This window comes from Caloranaerobacter longqiensis (genome assembly GCF_050286925.1).
Taxonomy (GTDB): domain Bacteria; phylum Bacillota; class Clostridia; order Tissierellales; family Thermohalobacteraceae; genus Caloranaerobacter.
On the sequence record NZ_JBFWFX010000003.1, the window covers coordinates 78968 to 94852 of the forward strand.

The 15885-nt window shown below is 29.1% G+C and carries 16 protein-coding genes and 1 riboswitch; of the genes, 15 read left to right on the forward strand and 1 reads right to left on the reverse strand.

Annotation, left to right across the window (positions count from 1 at the left end):
- From coaBC to AB4Y15_RS03850, 15 genes are all read left to right on the forward strand, one after another.
- Nucleotides 1–1194 (forward strand): bifunctional phosphopantothenoylcysteine decarboxylase/phosphopantothenate--cysteine ligase CoaBC, encoded by a 1194-nt coding sequence (gene coaBC / locus AB4Y15_RS03780; protein WP_427338544.1) that lies wholly within the window; start codon nucleotides 1–3, stop codon nucleotides 1192–1194.
- Between the two features lie 97 nt (nucleotides 1195–1291).
- Nucleotides 1292–3775: a primosomal protein N' gene (priA, locus tag AB4Y15_RS03785; protein WP_427338545.1), complete on the forward strand. Its 2484-nt coding sequence runs from the start codon at nucleotides 1292–1294 to the stop codon at nucleotides 3773–3775.
- A gap of 12 nt (nucleotides 3776–3787) precedes the next feature.
- Nucleotides 3788–4234, forward strand: coding sequence for a peptide deformylase (gene def / locus AB4Y15_RS03790; RefSeq protein ID WP_427338546.1), 447 nt, complete (start codon nucleotides 3788–3790; stop codon nucleotides 4232–4234).
- Nucleotides 4235–4426: 192 nt separating this feature from the next.
- The gene (gene fmt / locus AB4Y15_RS03795; RefSeq protein ID WP_427338547.1) at nucleotides 4427–5356 is read left to right on the forward strand and encodes a methionyl-tRNA formyltransferase; all 930 of its coding nucleotides are present in this window, start codon (nucleotides 4427–4429) and stop codon (nucleotides 5354–5356) included.
- Between the two features lie 16 nt (nucleotides 5357–5372).
- The gene (locus AB4Y15_RS03800; RefSeq protein WP_427338548.1) at nucleotides 5373–6125 is read left to right on the forward strand and encodes a DUF116 domain-containing protein; all 753 of its coding nucleotides are present in this window, start codon (nucleotides 5373–5375) and stop codon (nucleotides 6123–6125) included.
- A gap of 2 nt (nucleotides 6126–6127) precedes the next feature.
- On the forward strand, nucleotides 6128–6820 hold the full coding sequence (locus AB4Y15_RS03805; protein WP_427338550.1) for a zinc metallopeptidase: 693 nt from the start codon (nucleotides 6128–6130) through the stop codon (nucleotides 6818–6820).
- 43 nt (nucleotides 6821–6863) lie between these two features.
- A complete protein-coding gene (gene rsmB, locus AB4Y15_RS03810) occupies nucleotides 6864–8204 on the forward strand; it encodes a 16S rRNA (cytosine(967)-C(5))-methyltransferase RsmB (RefSeq protein WP_427338551.1) in 1341 nt (446 codons plus the stop codon).
- Between the two features lie 64 nt (nucleotides 8205–8268).
- Nucleotides 8269–9312 carry a dual-specificity RNA methyltransferase RlmN gene (gene rlmN, locus AB4Y15_RS03815; RefSeq protein ID WP_427338552.1) on the forward strand — a complete coding sequence of 348 codons (1044 nt, stop codon included), beginning with the start codon at nucleotides 8269–8271 and terminating at the stop codon, nucleotides 9310–9312.
- Nucleotides 9313–9363: 51 nt separating this feature from the next.
- A complete protein-coding gene (locus tag AB4Y15_RS03820) occupies nucleotides 9364–10098 on the forward strand; it encodes a Stp1/IreP family PP2C-type Ser/Thr phosphatase (RefSeq protein WP_427338553.1) in 735 nt (244 codons plus the stop codon).
- Between the two features lie 16 nt (nucleotides 10099–10114).
- The gene (gene pknB, locus AB4Y15_RS03825; protein ID WP_427338554.1) at nucleotides 10115–12094 is read left to right on the forward strand and encodes a Stk1 family PASTA domain-containing Ser/Thr kinase; all 1980 of its coding nucleotides are present in this window, start codon (nucleotides 10115–10117) and stop codon (nucleotides 12092–12094) included.
- A gap of 12 nt (nucleotides 12095–12106) precedes the next feature.
- Nucleotides 12107–12982 carry a ribosome small subunit-dependent GTPase A gene (rsgA, locus tag AB4Y15_RS03830; protein WP_427338555.1) on the forward strand — a complete coding sequence of 292 codons (876 nt, stop codon included), beginning with the start codon at nucleotides 12107–12109 and terminating at the stop codon, nucleotides 12980–12982.
- Between the two features lie 2 nt (nucleotides 12983–12984).
- Nucleotides 12985–13647, forward strand: a complete 663-nt coding sequence (rpe, locus tag AB4Y15_RS03835) for a ribulose-phosphate 3-epimerase (RefSeq protein WP_427338557.1) — start codon at nucleotides 12985–12987, stop codon at nucleotides 13645–13647.
- A 32-nt stretch (nucleotides 13648–13679) separates the two neighbouring features.
- Nucleotides 13680–13783, forward strand: a riboswitch (TPP riboswitch).
- A 105-nt stretch (nucleotides 13784–13888) separates the two neighbouring features.
- On the forward strand, nucleotides 13889–14431 hold the full coding sequence (gene thiT, locus AB4Y15_RS03840; protein WP_427338558.1) for an energy-coupled thiamine transporter ThiT: 543 nt from the start codon (nucleotides 13889–13891) through the stop codon (nucleotides 14429–14431).
- 13 nt (nucleotides 14432–14444) lie between these two features.
- On the forward strand, nucleotides 14445–15080 hold the full coding sequence (locus AB4Y15_RS03845) for a thiamine diphosphokinase (protein ID WP_427338559.1): 636 nt from the start codon (nucleotides 14445–14447) through the stop codon (nucleotides 15078–15080).
- Nucleotides 15081–15187: 107 nt separating this feature from the next.
- Entirely contained in the window at nucleotides 15188–15352 is a 165-nt protein-coding gene (locus tag AB4Y15_RS03850) for a hypothetical protein (RefSeq protein WP_427338561.1), read from the forward strand.
- Nucleotides 15353–15547: 195 nt separating this feature from the next.
- Here AB4Y15_RS03850 and rpmB read toward each other — a convergent pair whose 3' ends face one another.
- A complete protein-coding gene (gene rpmB, locus AB4Y15_RS03855; RefSeq protein WP_069650220.1) occupies nucleotides 15548–15739 on the reverse strand; it encodes a 50S ribosomal protein L28 in 192 nt (63 codons plus the stop codon).
- Nucleotides 15740–15885: the final 146 nt, after the last annotated feature.

The window sequence follows — 15885 nt, forward strand, 5'->3', positions numbered from 1 at the left end:
TTGCTTTCGAATGTTAATATAGTTTTAGGAGTAACAGGGGGAATAGCGGCTTATAAAGCTGTAGATGTGGTTAGTAGATTGAAAAAATTAGGTGCAAATGTAGATGTTATTATGACAAAATCGGCTACAAAATTTGTTACTCCTTTAACATTTCAATCATTATCACAAAATTTTGTAACTGTTGATATGTTCGCTGAACCTAAAAAATGGGAAGTTGAACATATTTCATTAGCACAGAAAGCGGATATTTTTTTAGTAGCTCCTGCTACAGCTAATGTTATAGGTAAAGTAGCTAATGGAATTGCTGACGATATGTTAACCACGACTATTATGGCTACTAGGGCAAAAGTAATTTTTGCACCGGCTATGAATACAAATATGTATAGAAATCCAATATTTAAAGAGAATATGGAGAAATTAAAAACCTTAGGTTATGAGTTTATTAAACCTGCTTCAGGAAGATTAGCATGTGGAGATTATGGTGAAGGTAAAATGGCAGAGCCTGCAGATATTGTTGAATATATAATAAAAATGCATTTTGCAAAGAAGACTTTATTGAACAAGAAAATTGTTGTAACAGCAGGTCCTACTATTGAGAAAATAGATCCTGTTAGATATATAACTAATTTTTCAAGTGGTAAAATGGGATATGCTATAGCTATTGAGGCTAAGAGAAGAGGTGCAGATGTAATTCTTATAAGTGGACCGACTAATTTGGACAAACCAGATGGCATTAAAGTAGTAAATGTAAATACAACGATGGAGATGTTAAAAGCAATTGAAGAGTATTTTGATGAGATTGATGTATTGATAAAAGCAGCAGCTCCATTAGATTATAGACCAGAAGTTGTCAGTGATAAAAAGATAAAAAAACAAGATGGAAGTCTTAATATCAAATTTGTTAGAAATCCAGATATATTAGCCCATTTTGGTAAGCTAAAGAAAAAACAGATATTAGTAGGATTTGCCGCAGAAACAAATGATGTAATAGAAAATGCTATGAAGAAAATAAAAAATAAAAACTTAGATTTTATTGTAGCTAATGATGTTACAATGAAAAATGCAGGTTTTAGAAGTAATACTAATATTGCTACAATAATCGATAAGAAAGGTAATATAAATAATTATCCACAAATGTCAAAAGAAGAGTTAGCGAAAATAATTCTTGATAAAGTAGAGGAATTGTTGTCATGATATGTATTTAAGCTAGGTATTAGCTGAAAGCTATTTATCTAGCTTTTTATCCATTATATAATTTATATATATTTTCTTTTTTTGAAAGGTTGATTGTATGCATAAAAACAAATATGCTTTAATTGTAGTTGATAATGCAAGTACAAATACTGATAAATTATTTACTTATGTTATTCCTGAAGAAATAATTAACTATGTAGAAGTAGGGAAAAGAGTTTTAGTACCTTTTGGTAAAGGTAATAGATTATTAGAGGGGTTAGTGATTGAAATAGTGGATGATATAGATTTTATCTCTAATAAATTGAAACCAATTAAAAAAGTAATTGATGATACTCCAATAATTTCAAAGAAACTTATAGAACTTGGGTTGTGGATGAAGGACAAATATCTGGCACAGTATATAGAAGTATTTAAGACAATAATACCAACTGGTATTAGTAATAAAGTTATAAAATATATTAAAATTACAGAAGGGTATAATTATGCTTATAAAGATAGCTTAGATGAAAATCAGAGAAAAATAATTGAATATTTATTTAAGTTAAAAGAATGTGAATTAAGTAAGTTAAAAACTGACTTGTGTATAAAAAATATTAATTTACATATAAAAGCTCTAGAAGATAAAGGATTAGTAAAAATATTTGATAAAATCAATACTGGTATAGGTAAGAAATATGAAAAGTTTGTAAAGAGAATATTTGATAAAGATAAAACTATGGAAATAATAGATTCTTTAAGTAAAAATGCAAATAAGCAAATTGAAGTAATAAAAATATTAAATGATGTAGAGTATATAAAGTTAAAAGAATTAATGATAAAGGCTAACTGCAGTTATTCTACTATTAAATCTTTATATTCAAAAGGACTAATTGAAATATTGGATATTAATGTCGATAGAAGTCCAATTAAAGAATATATTCCACCTTATAAAAAAGTGAGTTTAACTGAGCACCAAAAATTATGCTTGGATACTATTATTAACGATATATCTAAAGGTAATATAAACAAGTTTTTGATACACGGTGTTACTGGTAGCGGGAAAACTGAGGTCTATTTGCAACTTATTGAGAAAATGCTAAATCAAGATAAGGATTCAATTGTTTTAGTACCAGAAATTTCTTTAACACCGCAAACTGTAGAGAGATTTGTAGGTAGATTTGGAAATAATGTAGCGATTTTGCATAGTAGGCTTTCTATTGGAGAAAGATATGATGAGTGGAGGAAGATTAAGGAAGGTAAGGTGAAGATAGTTGTAGGAGCTAGATCAGCTGTATTTGCACCTTTTAACAACTTAGGGTTAATAATTATTGATGAGGAGCATGAAAATAGTTATAAATCGAGTATGAATCCAAAGTATAATGCTATAGAAGTAGCAGAGAAAAGATGTGATTTAGAAAATGCTGCTTTAGTTTTAGGTTCTGCAACTCCTTCGATTGAAACTTATTACAGAGCTAAAAATGGTGATTTTAAGCTGTTAGAGATGCCTACTAGAGCAAATAAAGCTAAAATGCCAAGTATTGAAGTTGTTGATATGAAGGAAGAACTTGAAAAAGGTAATAAATCAATACTTAGCGAATCTTTATTTAAGGCAATAAAAAATAATTTGCATAATAAAAAACAAACGATTTTGTTTTTGAATAGAAGAGGATTTTCAACTTTTATATCTTGTAGAAAATGTGGGTATGTTGTTAAATGTTCAGAATGTGATATTTCAATGACTTATCATTTAGATAATAATGTTTTAAAGTGCCATTATTGTGGATTGTCTGCTAAACCACCAACTACTTGTCCTGAGTGTGGTAGTAGATATATAAAATATTTTGGAATAGGAACGCAAAAAGTTGAAGAATATATAAAAAAAATATTTCCATTAGCTAAAGTTGCTAGAATGGATGTAGATAATACTACTAAAAAAGGTAGTCATGAAAGAATTTTAAATGGCATGAAAAGAGGAGAAATAGATATTTTAATAGGAACACAAATGATTTCAAAAGGATTAGATTTTCCAAATGTAACTCTAGTTGGTATAATAGCTGCAGATATAAGTTTAAATTTACCAGACTTTAGAGCATCAGAAAGAACCTTTCAACTAGTTACTCAAGTGAGTGGTAGAGCAGGCAGAGGTGATGCAGAAGGTAGAGTTATATTACAGACTTATGAACCTGAGCACTATAGTATTTTAGCATCAAAGGAGCATGATTATAAGAAATTTTATGATATGGAGATAAAAATAAGAAAAGAATTTAATTATCCACCTTATACAAACATTATAAATATTGTGTTAGGAAGTAGGGATGAGATTAAACTTAATGAAGCATCTAAAGAGTTTTATTTTTGCTTAGTAAATGCACTAAAAGAAAGTTTTGGGGAAATACGAGACGATTTAATTTTAGGCCCCAATCCAGCACCAATTTATAAAATAAGAAATAACTATCGCCATCAAATTATGATAAAATGTAAAGAAGAAGAAATAAAAATTGTCAAGAAAATACTTAAAGATTTAGTTATTAATAAAAAAAATGATAAAAAGTTCAAGAATATAAAAATTAGTATCGATATAAATCCAGTAAGTGTAATTTAGGAGGATGATATCATGGCAATTCGTCAATTAAGATATATAGGCGACCCAATTCTTAGAAAAAAGTCAAGAGAAGTAACAAAGATTGATGATAGAATAAAGATATTATTAGATGATATGTTAGAAACAATGTATAAAAATGAAGGAGTAGGATTGGCAGCACCACAGGTGGGAATTTTGAAAAGAGTAGTTGTTATAGATATTGGTAAAGGACCTATTAAATTAATAAATCCAGAAATTATATCAATGGAAGGTGAAGTTATCGATGTAGAAGGATGTTTAAGCGTTCCGGGAGAATCTGGAGAAGTTAAAAGACCTAGTAAAGTTAAAGTTAAATATTTAGATGAGAACGGAAAAGAATTAGTGATTGAAGGAACCGGTCTTTTGGCCAGAGCTTTATGCCATGAAATAGACCATTTAAATGGTATTTTGTTTGTTGATAAAGTTATAACAAAATCATAGATTTAAATAAATTATAAGGATAATTCGGAAATTATATTTGAATTTATCCACAATTTAAAGTAGTTTATAACGACTCTGGCATGTAAACATGCCAGACAAAGTTTCAATAAAATCGACATTAAATTTTTAAAATATAAGATTTTATTATAATTTCCTATGGATTATTATAAAAAAACAGATAGAGGTGTTAGCATGAAAGTAGTTTTTATGGGAACTCCAGATTTTGCAGTACCTACACTTAAGAGAATACATGAAAGCAAATATGATATACCTTTAGTAATTACTCAACCTGATAGACCTAAAGGCAGAGGAAAAAAACTAGCTTCTCCTCCGGTTAAGGTTGAAGCTGAAAAGTTAGGAATTAAAGTGTTTCAGCCAGAAAATGTTAATACAAAAGAGACTATTGAGTTATTGGAAAGTATATCACCAGATGTAATAGTAGTTGTAGCATATGGACAAATTTTAAAAGAAGAAATTTTGAAATTACCTAAATATGGGTGCATTAACGTACATGCTTCCTTATTACCGTATTATAGAGGAGCTGCACCTATAAACTGGGCAATTATTAATGGAGAAAAGAAAACAGGGATAACAACTATGTATATGGATAAAGGATTAGATACAGGTGATATGCTTCTTAAAAAAGAAGTTTTAATTGGTGAAAACGAAACAGCTGGCCAACTGCATGATAGATTGAAGGAAATTGGAGCAGAATTACTTGTAGAAACTTTACATTATATTGAAAAAGGACAAATAGAAAGAATTCCACAGGACAATAGTATAGCTACTTATGCTCCAATTTTAAATAAATCTATTGGTAAGATAGATTGGGGAAAAACAGCTGTTGAAATTCATAATTTAGTACGAGGTTTAAATCCTTGGCCTTGTGCTTATTTTGAATATAATAATATGAAAGTCAAAGTTTTTGTGACAGAAGTTTGTAAAGAAATTAAAGAAGGTAATATAGGTCAAGTTGTAAAAGTAGATAATGAAGGAATTTATGTTAGTACAGCTAAAGACTGCTTGGTTATAAAAGAATTGCAATTTCCAAATAAGAGAAGAATGAAGGTCTCAGAGTATTTAAAGGGTAATGAATTTCCTACAGGTATAATATTAAAATAATTTGGAAGTGAATTACATGAAAAAGGATAAGTTCAGTTTTATAAGTACATTATCAATATTATTTATAATTTTAATATTTATAATTTATTTTGGTTTTTACTTGGCTTTTAGCAATTCAGTAGATATATCAAAAATAGTGCTATTAGTTATTTCAACAATTTTAATATTTTTTGCTTTTAATATTTTAATAGGGGTATTATTGTTATATATCTTAACTACTGGCAAGAACTTATCAAATATAAGTTATCAATATCTAAAAAAAATGAATAAAATTTTGTTTCCAATTTTAGTTTTTATAGCTAAAGTATTTAGATTGGACAAGGATAGTATTAGAAGAGTTTTTGCAGATATAAATAATTTATTAGTTATGACAAAAAATATTAACATAAATAGTGAAGATATTCTTATTCTTATACCACATTGTTTACAGAGTTCAGATTGCAAACATAAAATTACTCATGATATAAATAATTGTAGGATGTGTGGTAAATGTGATATAAGTGATATATTAAGATTAAGTAGAGAATATAATGTAAAAACAGTTGTTGCTACTGGTGGGACTTTAGCTAGAGAATGGATTAAAAAAAACAGGCCAAAAGCAATTATTGCTGTAGCTTGTGAAAGAGACTTAGTAAGTGGGATTAACGATGTAAGGAAAATACCAGTAATAGGAGTTATTAATGAAAGACCTAATGGGCCCTGCTTTGATACTAGGGTTAATATAAAAAAATTAGAAGAAGCCATAAAATTTTATCTAAAGGAGGTATAAATATGTATCATTATGGATACTATGGAATAGATCCAACTTTTATATTAGTTTTACCTGCAATAATATTTGCTATGTATGCTCAAACTAAAGTCCAAACAACTTTTAGTAAGTATCTTAGAATAGGAAATATTTCGGGATATACTGGAGCACAAGTTGCAAGAATGATACTTGATAGAAATGGTCTTTATGATGTGAGGATTGAATTAATTGGAGGAAGGCTTACTGACCATTATGACCCACGAAGTAGAGTTCTAAGACTTTCAAGAGATGTTTATAGTGGAACATCAGTTGCTTCGATAGGAGTAGCTGCACATGAAGTTGGTCATGCAATACAACATGCAAATGGATATTTTCCATTAATTCTAAGAAACAGTATTGCACCTGTGGCGAGTTTTGGGGCTAGATTTGTTTGGATATTAATTTTCGCAGGATTTATTTTACAGGCATATGCTTTGATTCAGTTAGCGATATTACTTTATTTAGCAGTAGTAGCTTTTCAAGTTATTACACTACCTGTTGAATTCAATGCGAGTCGTAGAGCTTTAGTTCAGCTTCAAAATGGTATAATAACTTATGAAGAAGTAAGTCCAGTTAAAAAGGTTTTAAGAGCAGCGGCTTTAACATATGTTGCTGCTACACTAGTTGCGATTGGCCAGTTGTTGAGATTGATAATATTAAGCAATAGACGAGATTAAAGGGGACAGCCCCTTTATTTTTTTGATGGAGGGAAAATGTATTATGAAAAATTCAAGAGAAATTGCTTTGAAAATATTATATGAAATAGATGTAAAAAAAGCCTATTCTAGTATATCAGTGAATAAAAATTTGAGATCAAATGTAAAAGAACTAGATGAATTGTTTATTAGAGAATTAGTATATGGTGTATTAGAGAATTTAATATTTATAGATTGGATTATTAAGAAATATTCAAAAGTTAGATTTAGTAAAATATCACCGATAGTGAAAGAAATTTTAAGAATGGGAATTTATCAGATAATTTTTATGGATAGAGTGCCGGATAGTGCTGCATGTAATGAATCGGTTAAATTAGCGAAAAAATATAGCCATAAAGGAACTGTTGGTTTTGTTAATGGAATGTTACGTACTATTTCTCGAAACAAAAATAATATTAAAGTTCCTGATAAAGAGTTAGAACCTATAAAATATCTTTCAATAAAATATTCACATCCAGAGTGGATGGTTAAAAGATGGGTTAAAGAATTTGGTTTTGAGTTTACTGAAGCACTATGTATGGCTAATAATAAAAAACCTAAATTAAATATAAGGGTAAACACATTAAAAATTAGTAGAGATGAACTTATGAAAAGACTTAATAATAAGGGTTTAAAAGTTTATAAGACTAAATATGCAGATGATGGGATAATAGTTGAAAACCCTGTCAGAATTACTGATACAGAAGAATTTAACAAAGGATATTTTCAAATCCAAGACGAGAGTTCAATGCTTGTAGGACAGATATTAAATCCTAAAGAAGGCAGTTTAGTTTTAGACGTGTGTAGTGCGCCTGGAGGCAAAACTACTCATATAGCGCAGAAGATGAATAACAAAGGCAAAATTATTGCTAGAGACATACATGAGCATAAGCTTGAGTTAGTTGAGCAAAATGCGAGAAGATTAGGTATCGATATTATTGATACAGAAGTTTTTGATGCTTTAGTATTAGATACTGATTTAGTAGGGAAAATAGACTATTGTGTAGTAGATGTTCCATGTTCTGGATTTGGATTAATAAGAAGAAAGCCAGAAATAAAATATAATAGAACTTTAGAAGATATAAAAGAGATTAATGAGATACAGTATAATATTCTTAAAAATAGTAGTCGTTATTTGAAACAAAATGGTATTTTAGTATACAGTACATGCACAATAGAAAAAGAAGAAAATATAAGACTAATTAACAGATTTTTATCGGAAAATCCGATGTATAAACTTGTTCCAATAGAAGAAATCAAGTGCGATGATATAAAAATTAGCAGTAAAGATGGATATATTGAGTTTTTCCCAAATATTCATGGAACAGATGGATTTTTTATTGCAAAATTGATTAAAATTTACTAGTAATAACTATATGATTAAATATGCTATAATAAAAAATATGTAAAGTAGAATTAGGAGGGATTTTTTGAGTAAAAAAGATTTAAAATCTTTAACATTGGATGAATTAAAGAATTTATTTAAAAGTATTGGAGAAAAATCTTTTAGAGGTGAGCAAGCTTTTAGATGGATTCATCAGAGAATGATAAATTCAATAGACGATATAACTGAGTTTTCTAAAACATTAAAGGACAAGCTGAATAATGAATATAAAATAACCAAATTGCGAATAGTTAAAAGATTTGATTCAAAAATTGATGAAACAAAAAAATATCTTTTTTTACTTGAAGATGGCAATATAATAGAAAGTGTTATGATGAAGTATAAACATGGAATATCTGTATGTATTTCTACACAAGTTGGCTGTAAGATGGGATGTTCGTTTTGTGCTTCCACAAAAGGTGGTTTCGTACGAAATCTTACACCAGGTGAGATTGTTGATCAAGTATATCAGATACAAAAGGATTTAGATGTTAAAGTAAGTAATATAGTTTTAATGGGAAGTGGTGAACCTCTAGATAATTTTGATAATGTAATAAAGTTTTTAGAACTTATACATTGCAAAAGCGGACAAAACTTAGGATATAGACATATTACTCTTTCTACATGTGGAATAGTGCCTAAGATTTATGATTTAGCCAATCTTAAGATACCCATTACATTATCAATATCATTACATTCGGCGTTTGATGATGAAAGAAAAAAAATTATGCCAATAGCTAATAAATATACAATTAAAGATATATTAGATGCTTGTAAGTATTATATTAGTAAAACAAATAGGAGAATTACTTTTGAATATACATTGATTAATGGCGTGAACGATTCTGCAAGGCATGCTAATGAGTTGGCTAAAATACTATCAGGTATGTTATGTCATGTGAATTTAATACCGCTAAATCCAATAAAAGAGGCTAATTTTAAGACCTCAAAAGATGCAAATGTATTAAAATTCAAAGAGATACTTGAAAGTAGAAATATAAATACAACTATTAGGAGAGAAATGGGTGGAGATATTAATGCAGCTTGTGGGCAGTTAAGAAGAGATTATATAAATGAAAATCAATTGTAATTTATATTAATAAAAATATAAGATTTTGTTTTTTAAAAGTGAGGGGATAATATGGATGTTGGTTTTTGCACCGATACAGGTATAGTAAGAGAGATTAATCAAGATTCATACTATTGTTCTAATATTGATGAGTTACCGTTATTTGTTGTAGCTGATGGTATGGGTGGTCAAAATGCAGGTGAGGTTGCTAGTATGCTTGCAATAAGTACGGTGAAGGAAGTATTATATGAATTTAAAGATAAACTATTAAACAATGAAATTGAGATACCTTATTTCATAAATTTAGCTTTATCAAAAGCAAATCATAAAATTTACAAACAATCTTTAGAAAATGAAAAGTTTTCAGGAATGGGAACAACTGTTACATTGGCTTTTATTAAAAATAACAAAATGTATATTGGTCATGTTGGAGATAGTAGAGCTTATCTTGTGAGAGAAAATAATTTAATTCAATTAACACAAGACCATTCTTTAGTAGCTGAGTTGGTTAGAAATGGAAGTATAACGGAAGAAGAAGCGATTAATCATCCACAAAAAAATATTATAACTAGAGCTATAGGTACAGAAGAAGAAGTTAAAGTTGACATAATTAGTAGAGACATTTTAAGTGGAGATATTATTATTTTGTGTACTGACGGTTTATCTAATATGGTTAGTAATAAAGACATTTTGAGAGTAATGTTATTATCAAAAAACATGCAGGAAGCCTGTGACAAATTAATACATATAGCAAATGAACACGGTGGTTTCGACAATACTACAGTTTTGGCAATAAGAATTGAATAGAAAAGAGGTGAGAGTAGTGAAAGGTAGGATTTTGGGAGATAGATATGAAATAGTAGAGAAGATTGGCGGCGGAGGCATGGCTTTAGTATATAAAGCTAAGTGTAAACTGTTGAATCGGTATGTTGCAGTAAAAGTATTAAGAACTGAATTTATAAATAATGAGGAATTTATTAATAAATTCAGAAGAGAATCGCAAGCAGCTGCAAGTCTTTCACACCCTAATATTGTAAATATTTACGATGTAGGTGTAGAAGGTGATATATATTATATAGTTATGGAGTATGTAAAAGGTAAAACACTAAAAGAACTTATTAGAGAAAAAGGAAAATTAAGTTATGAAGAAACTATTGATATAGCTATACAGATAGCTAGAGCGTTAAGCCATGCTCATAAAAATCATATAGTTCATCGAGATATAAAACCTCATAATATTTTAGTGTCTGATGATGGAAGAGTTAAAGTCGCAGACTTTGGAATAGCTAAAGCGGCTACTACCTCTACAGTTACTAATACCAGTAATGTAATTGGTTCTGTTCATTATTTCTCACCCGAACAAGCAAGAGGAGGATATATAAATGAAAAATCAGACATATATTCTTTAGGTATAGTAATGTATGAAATGGTTACAGGCAGGGTGCCTTTTGAAGGAGATAGTCCTATTTCAGTTGCTATTAAACATATACAAGAAGATATTGTTACTCCAAGACAATTTGTTCAGACTATTCCAGAAAGTTTAGAAAAAATTATTTTAAAATGTGTTGAAAAGGACCAAAGTTTGAGATACGATAGTGCTGAAGAATTATTAAAGGATCTTGAAAAGGCTAAAGAGTCAAAAGATGGAAGTTATATAGAAATTAATAATTATGATGATTCGCCTACACGAGTAATTCCAGCGATAAAGGATGATATGCTTATGAATAAAAGAAATAATGATAAGAATAAAAAGAATAAGAATAAGTCAAATAAAGTAATAACAATTTTTGCGATATTATTAGCATTAATCTTTACTACTGCTTTAGCTGTAGGTTTTTTATACATTAAAGATTATTTATTTGTTGAAGAAGTAGAGGTTCCTTTGATTGTTGGTTTACATGAGGATGTTGCAAAGCAGAAGATTGAGAGTTTAGGTTTGAAGTTTGTTGTTAAGAAAAGAGTTTATAATAAAGATTACAAAGAAGGATATATCATATCACAGAATATCGATCCTGAAGACAAGGTGAAAATAGGCTATCCAATAGAAGTAGTTGTAAGTAAAGGAGAAAAATTAGTAAAAGTACCCGATTTACTTAACAAATATTCTAGTGATATTGAAGTAGCTTTAAGTGAAGTTGGTCTTAAAAAAGGTAATATTGACTATAAGTTTAGTGATATTTATCCTGAAGGAATAATAATAAGTCAGAAACCTGAACCATTATCAATGGTTCCAGAGGGTACTAAAATAGATTTTGTAATTAGTCAAGGACCAAAAGTAAGTTATGTGATTATGCCTAATTTAATTGGTTTAAATTTAGAAAATGCTAAGAGAGAAATTATATCTAAAGGATTTGTGTTAGGAGAAGTAAAATATGAGCCCAATAATGATGTTCCAAAGAACTTAGTGACATGGCAAAGCTATCCTGCAGGGGCTGAAGTTGAAGAAAATACGACAGTTGATTTAATTGTAAGTAGTGGACCAAGTACAGTAGAACAGAATGATAATAATTTAACAGAAAATAATGAGGAAAAAAATGAAGAAGAACAGGTAACGCAGAATGAACAAGGTAATGCACAAGAGCAAGAAAAAGTTTTACAGTTAATTATCCCTCTACCACAAGATAGGGAAAAAGTAGAAGTGAAAATATATAAGATACAAGGTCAATCTAAAGAGATTGTATATAATAAAGTTCATGAAACTAAAGAAGAGAGAATATCTGTAACCATTTCAGGAAAAGGTGAGGTTAAATATGAAATATACTATGATGGAGAATTTTATGAACAGAAAGTTATTAACTTCTAAGGAGGTTTGCTAATGCTAGAAGGGACAATTATTAAAGGAATAGGAGGTTTTTACTACGTAAAAGTTGGTGATAAAGTATATGAATGCAGAGCTAGAGGAATTTTTAGAAAAAAGAAAATAACACCATTAGTAGGAGATAGAGTAAAAATAAGAATCTCACGTGAGGATAATACAGGCTTTATTGAAGAGATTTTTGAAAGAAAAACTGAGTTATTTAGACCTCCTGTTGCGAATGTAGATCAAGTTATAATAGTTTTTGCAGTAAAAAGTCCAGATCCAAATTTATGGTTATTAGATAGATTTTTACTTCTAGCAGAATCTAAAGATTTAGATATAGTTATCTGTTTCAATAAAATAGATTTAATATCAGAGGAAGAATTAAGTTTCCTGAATGGTATCTACTTGAATGCAGGATATAAAGTTATTAATACTAGTTGTATTTCAGGAGTTGGGATTGATGAATTAAGACAAACATTAGTAGATAAGATAACAGTTTTTGCAGGGCCTTCAGGAGTTGGAAAATCAACCTTACTTAATAGTATACAGCCTGATTTGCAGTTGAAAACAGGTGAAGTTAGTCGTAAGACTAATAGGGGAAGACATACTACTAGGAGAGCAGAGCTATTGGAACTAGAAGTAGGTGGTTGGGTGGTTGATACTCCTGGTTTTAGTTCATTAAATATTGATTTTATGAAAGAAGAAGACTTAGGTTTGTATTTTAGAGAAATTAATGAGTTTAGTGCAGATTGTAGGTTTGTTGGATGTAGGCATTATAAAGAACCTGATTGCTCTGTTAAGAAAGCGGTTGAAGAAAATAAAATTAGTAGGAGTAGATATAATAATTATTTGATGTTTTTAGAGGAACTTAGGAATAATAGGAGGTATTAGATATGGTTAAAATAGCACCATCAATTTTATCAGCAGATTTCAGTAGATTAGGTCAAGAGATAAAGAAGGCAGAAGAAGGCGGAGCTGATTTAATACATTTAGATGTTATGGATGGTAAATTTGTACCTAATATTACTATTGGACCACCAGTTATTAAATATTTAAGAAAAGTAACTAAGTTACCTTTTGATGTTCATTTGATGATTGAAGAACCTGAAAGGTATATAAAAGAATTTGTTGATTCTGGAGCAGATATTATTACTGTGCATCAAGAAGCAACAGTACATTTACACCGAACTATCCAGCAAATAAAAAGTTATGGTATTAAAGCCGGTGTTGCATTAAATCCTTCTACACCTCTTTCTACTATTGAATATATTATTGAAGATATTGATATGGTATTGATAATGACTGTAAATCCAGGTTTTGGTGGTCAAAAATTTATAAGTAACATGGAAATGAAAATAAGAAAATTAAGAGATTTAATAGATGAAAAGAATTTAAATATTGATATTGAAGTTGATGGCGGAATAAAGTTAGAAAATGCAGATAAGGTTGTTAAATGTGGAGCAAATGTTTTAGTAGCAGGTTCCGCTATATTTAAATCAGATGACATTGCTGAAACGATTAGAAAATTTAAACAAGTTGTTGCTTTACAATATTAAATATTATTGTTATAATGAAGATGAAAAACAAAATATGCCACTAGGGGAGCCTTCTTGGCTGAGAGGAAACGTTATGTTTCGACCCTTTAACCTGAACTAGGTAATTCTAGCGTAGGGAATGTGGTTAGCTTTAACATTACCTATGTGGTAATGTTTTATTTATTTGCATCTAAGGCTTCCATTATTTGCTATGGAAGCCTTTTATTTTTAGAAAATTAGATGAGGTTAAAGGAGGTATTTTATGGGAAAAAGTATGAAAATTAGAATGTTAACTGAAGGAGGAGTTATGGTAGCACTTGCTTCAATCTTAAGTATGATTAAGATATATGAAGCACCTTTTGGCGGTTCTGTAACTGCAGGTAGTATGATACCAATAATTATATTTGCTTTAAGATGGGGAATAATGCCAGGGTTATTCGTAGGTTTAGTTTATGGTATTATTCAGTCAATATTGGGTCTTTATTTTGTACATCCTATTCAATATTTATTAGATTATCCTATAGCTTTTGCACTTTTAGGACTAGCTGGTATATCAAAATCTTTAAATAATAAAATAGAAAACAGATATTTGAATCTTTTTATAGGAGTTTTTGTAGCTATATTTGGTAGGTTTATATCACATTTATTATCTGGAGTTATATTTTTTTCAGAGTTTGCTCCAGAAGGTATGAATCCTTGGGTATATTCAGCAATCTATAATGGAAGCTATTTAGGTATAGAATTGATTATATCAATAATATTAGTATTATTATTAAATAAACCAATCCAAAGATTAAATAGTTAACTTGGGAGGAAATATGAAAGCATTAATAGTTTCAAGTGGGAATATGGAAAATTTTAATATAATAAAGAGGTTATGTGAAGATGTTGATTTAGTTGTTTGTGCTGATGGTGGTGCGGATTTAGTTGTAAAAGCAGGCTGCATACCAGACATTGTTATTGGAGATTTAGATTCTATAGAAAAAAACACATTTAGCAAATTAAAAGACTATAAAGTTAAATTTATAAAGTTTCCCACTAAAAAAGATAAAACAGATACTGAATTATCAATTAATTATGTAATTGAAGAGGGTTTTAATGAAATAGTATTGGTTGGGGTCACAGGTACAAGACTAGATCATACTTTAGCTAACATATTTTTATTATATTCTTTACTGCAAAGAGGAGTTAAAGCTACTATAATAGATGACCATAATGAAATATTTATAACAAAGGATGAGTTATTTATTTATAAAGACGATAAAAAATATGTTTCAATTATTCCGTTTAATGGAGATTTATTAGGGGTTACATTGAAAGGATTTGAATATGAAGTAGAAAAAGTGAATATTAAATTTAGTTCAACACTTGGTATAAGTAATACTCTAATATCCGATACAGGAATTATTAAAGTAGAAGACGGAATATGTTTAGTCATAAAGTCCATAGATTAAAAGTGATGCGGCCTTTGGCCGCATTTTAATTTTAAAAATCATATGTAGTAACATTATTTAATGTAATGAATAAAATATATTATAGTAGCCTTTAGGGAGTGGTTAATATGAGAAAAATATTTCTTAAGAAAAATATAAAACAAATAACTGGTATTTTACTTGCTGTTATAGGTGCAATAATTGTGATTCAGGTTGTACCTATATCAGTATGGGTTTTCTTTTTAGGGGTTTTGTTGATTTTGATTGGATGGGTATTTTATAGAATGTTATAGAGGTGGTATTTTTGAAAAAAATAAAGAGAACGTTAATAATGCTTTTATTAGTTGTTTTAATTAGCTTGATTTTTTATATGTTACCGAGCTGGGTTATATTATCATTTATCGGACTTAGCTTGATATGGGTAGGTTGGTATTTGTATAGTACTTAACAAAATAAAAAGGCTTCCAACATTTAGGAAGCCGTTTAAACTATAAAGCTCTTTCAACTTTACCTGATCTTAAACATCTAGTACAAACTCTTATTCTCTTTGGAGTACCATTAACAATAGCTTTTACTCTTCTGATATTTGGTAACCAAGTTCTTTTATTATGACGGTTAGAGTGGCTTACTTTGAAACCTGATACTTTTCCTTTACCGCATACTTCGCAAACTCTTGACATAAAAACACCTCCTCAGTTCTAATACTAAAAAGCCCCTATAAAAACATTACTATTTTAACATAACAAGGATTATTTTTGCAATAAAAAGATGCAAATATACTGAAGTTTAAATAGAAAAGTTTTTAATAAGAGGATTTTGTTGTAAT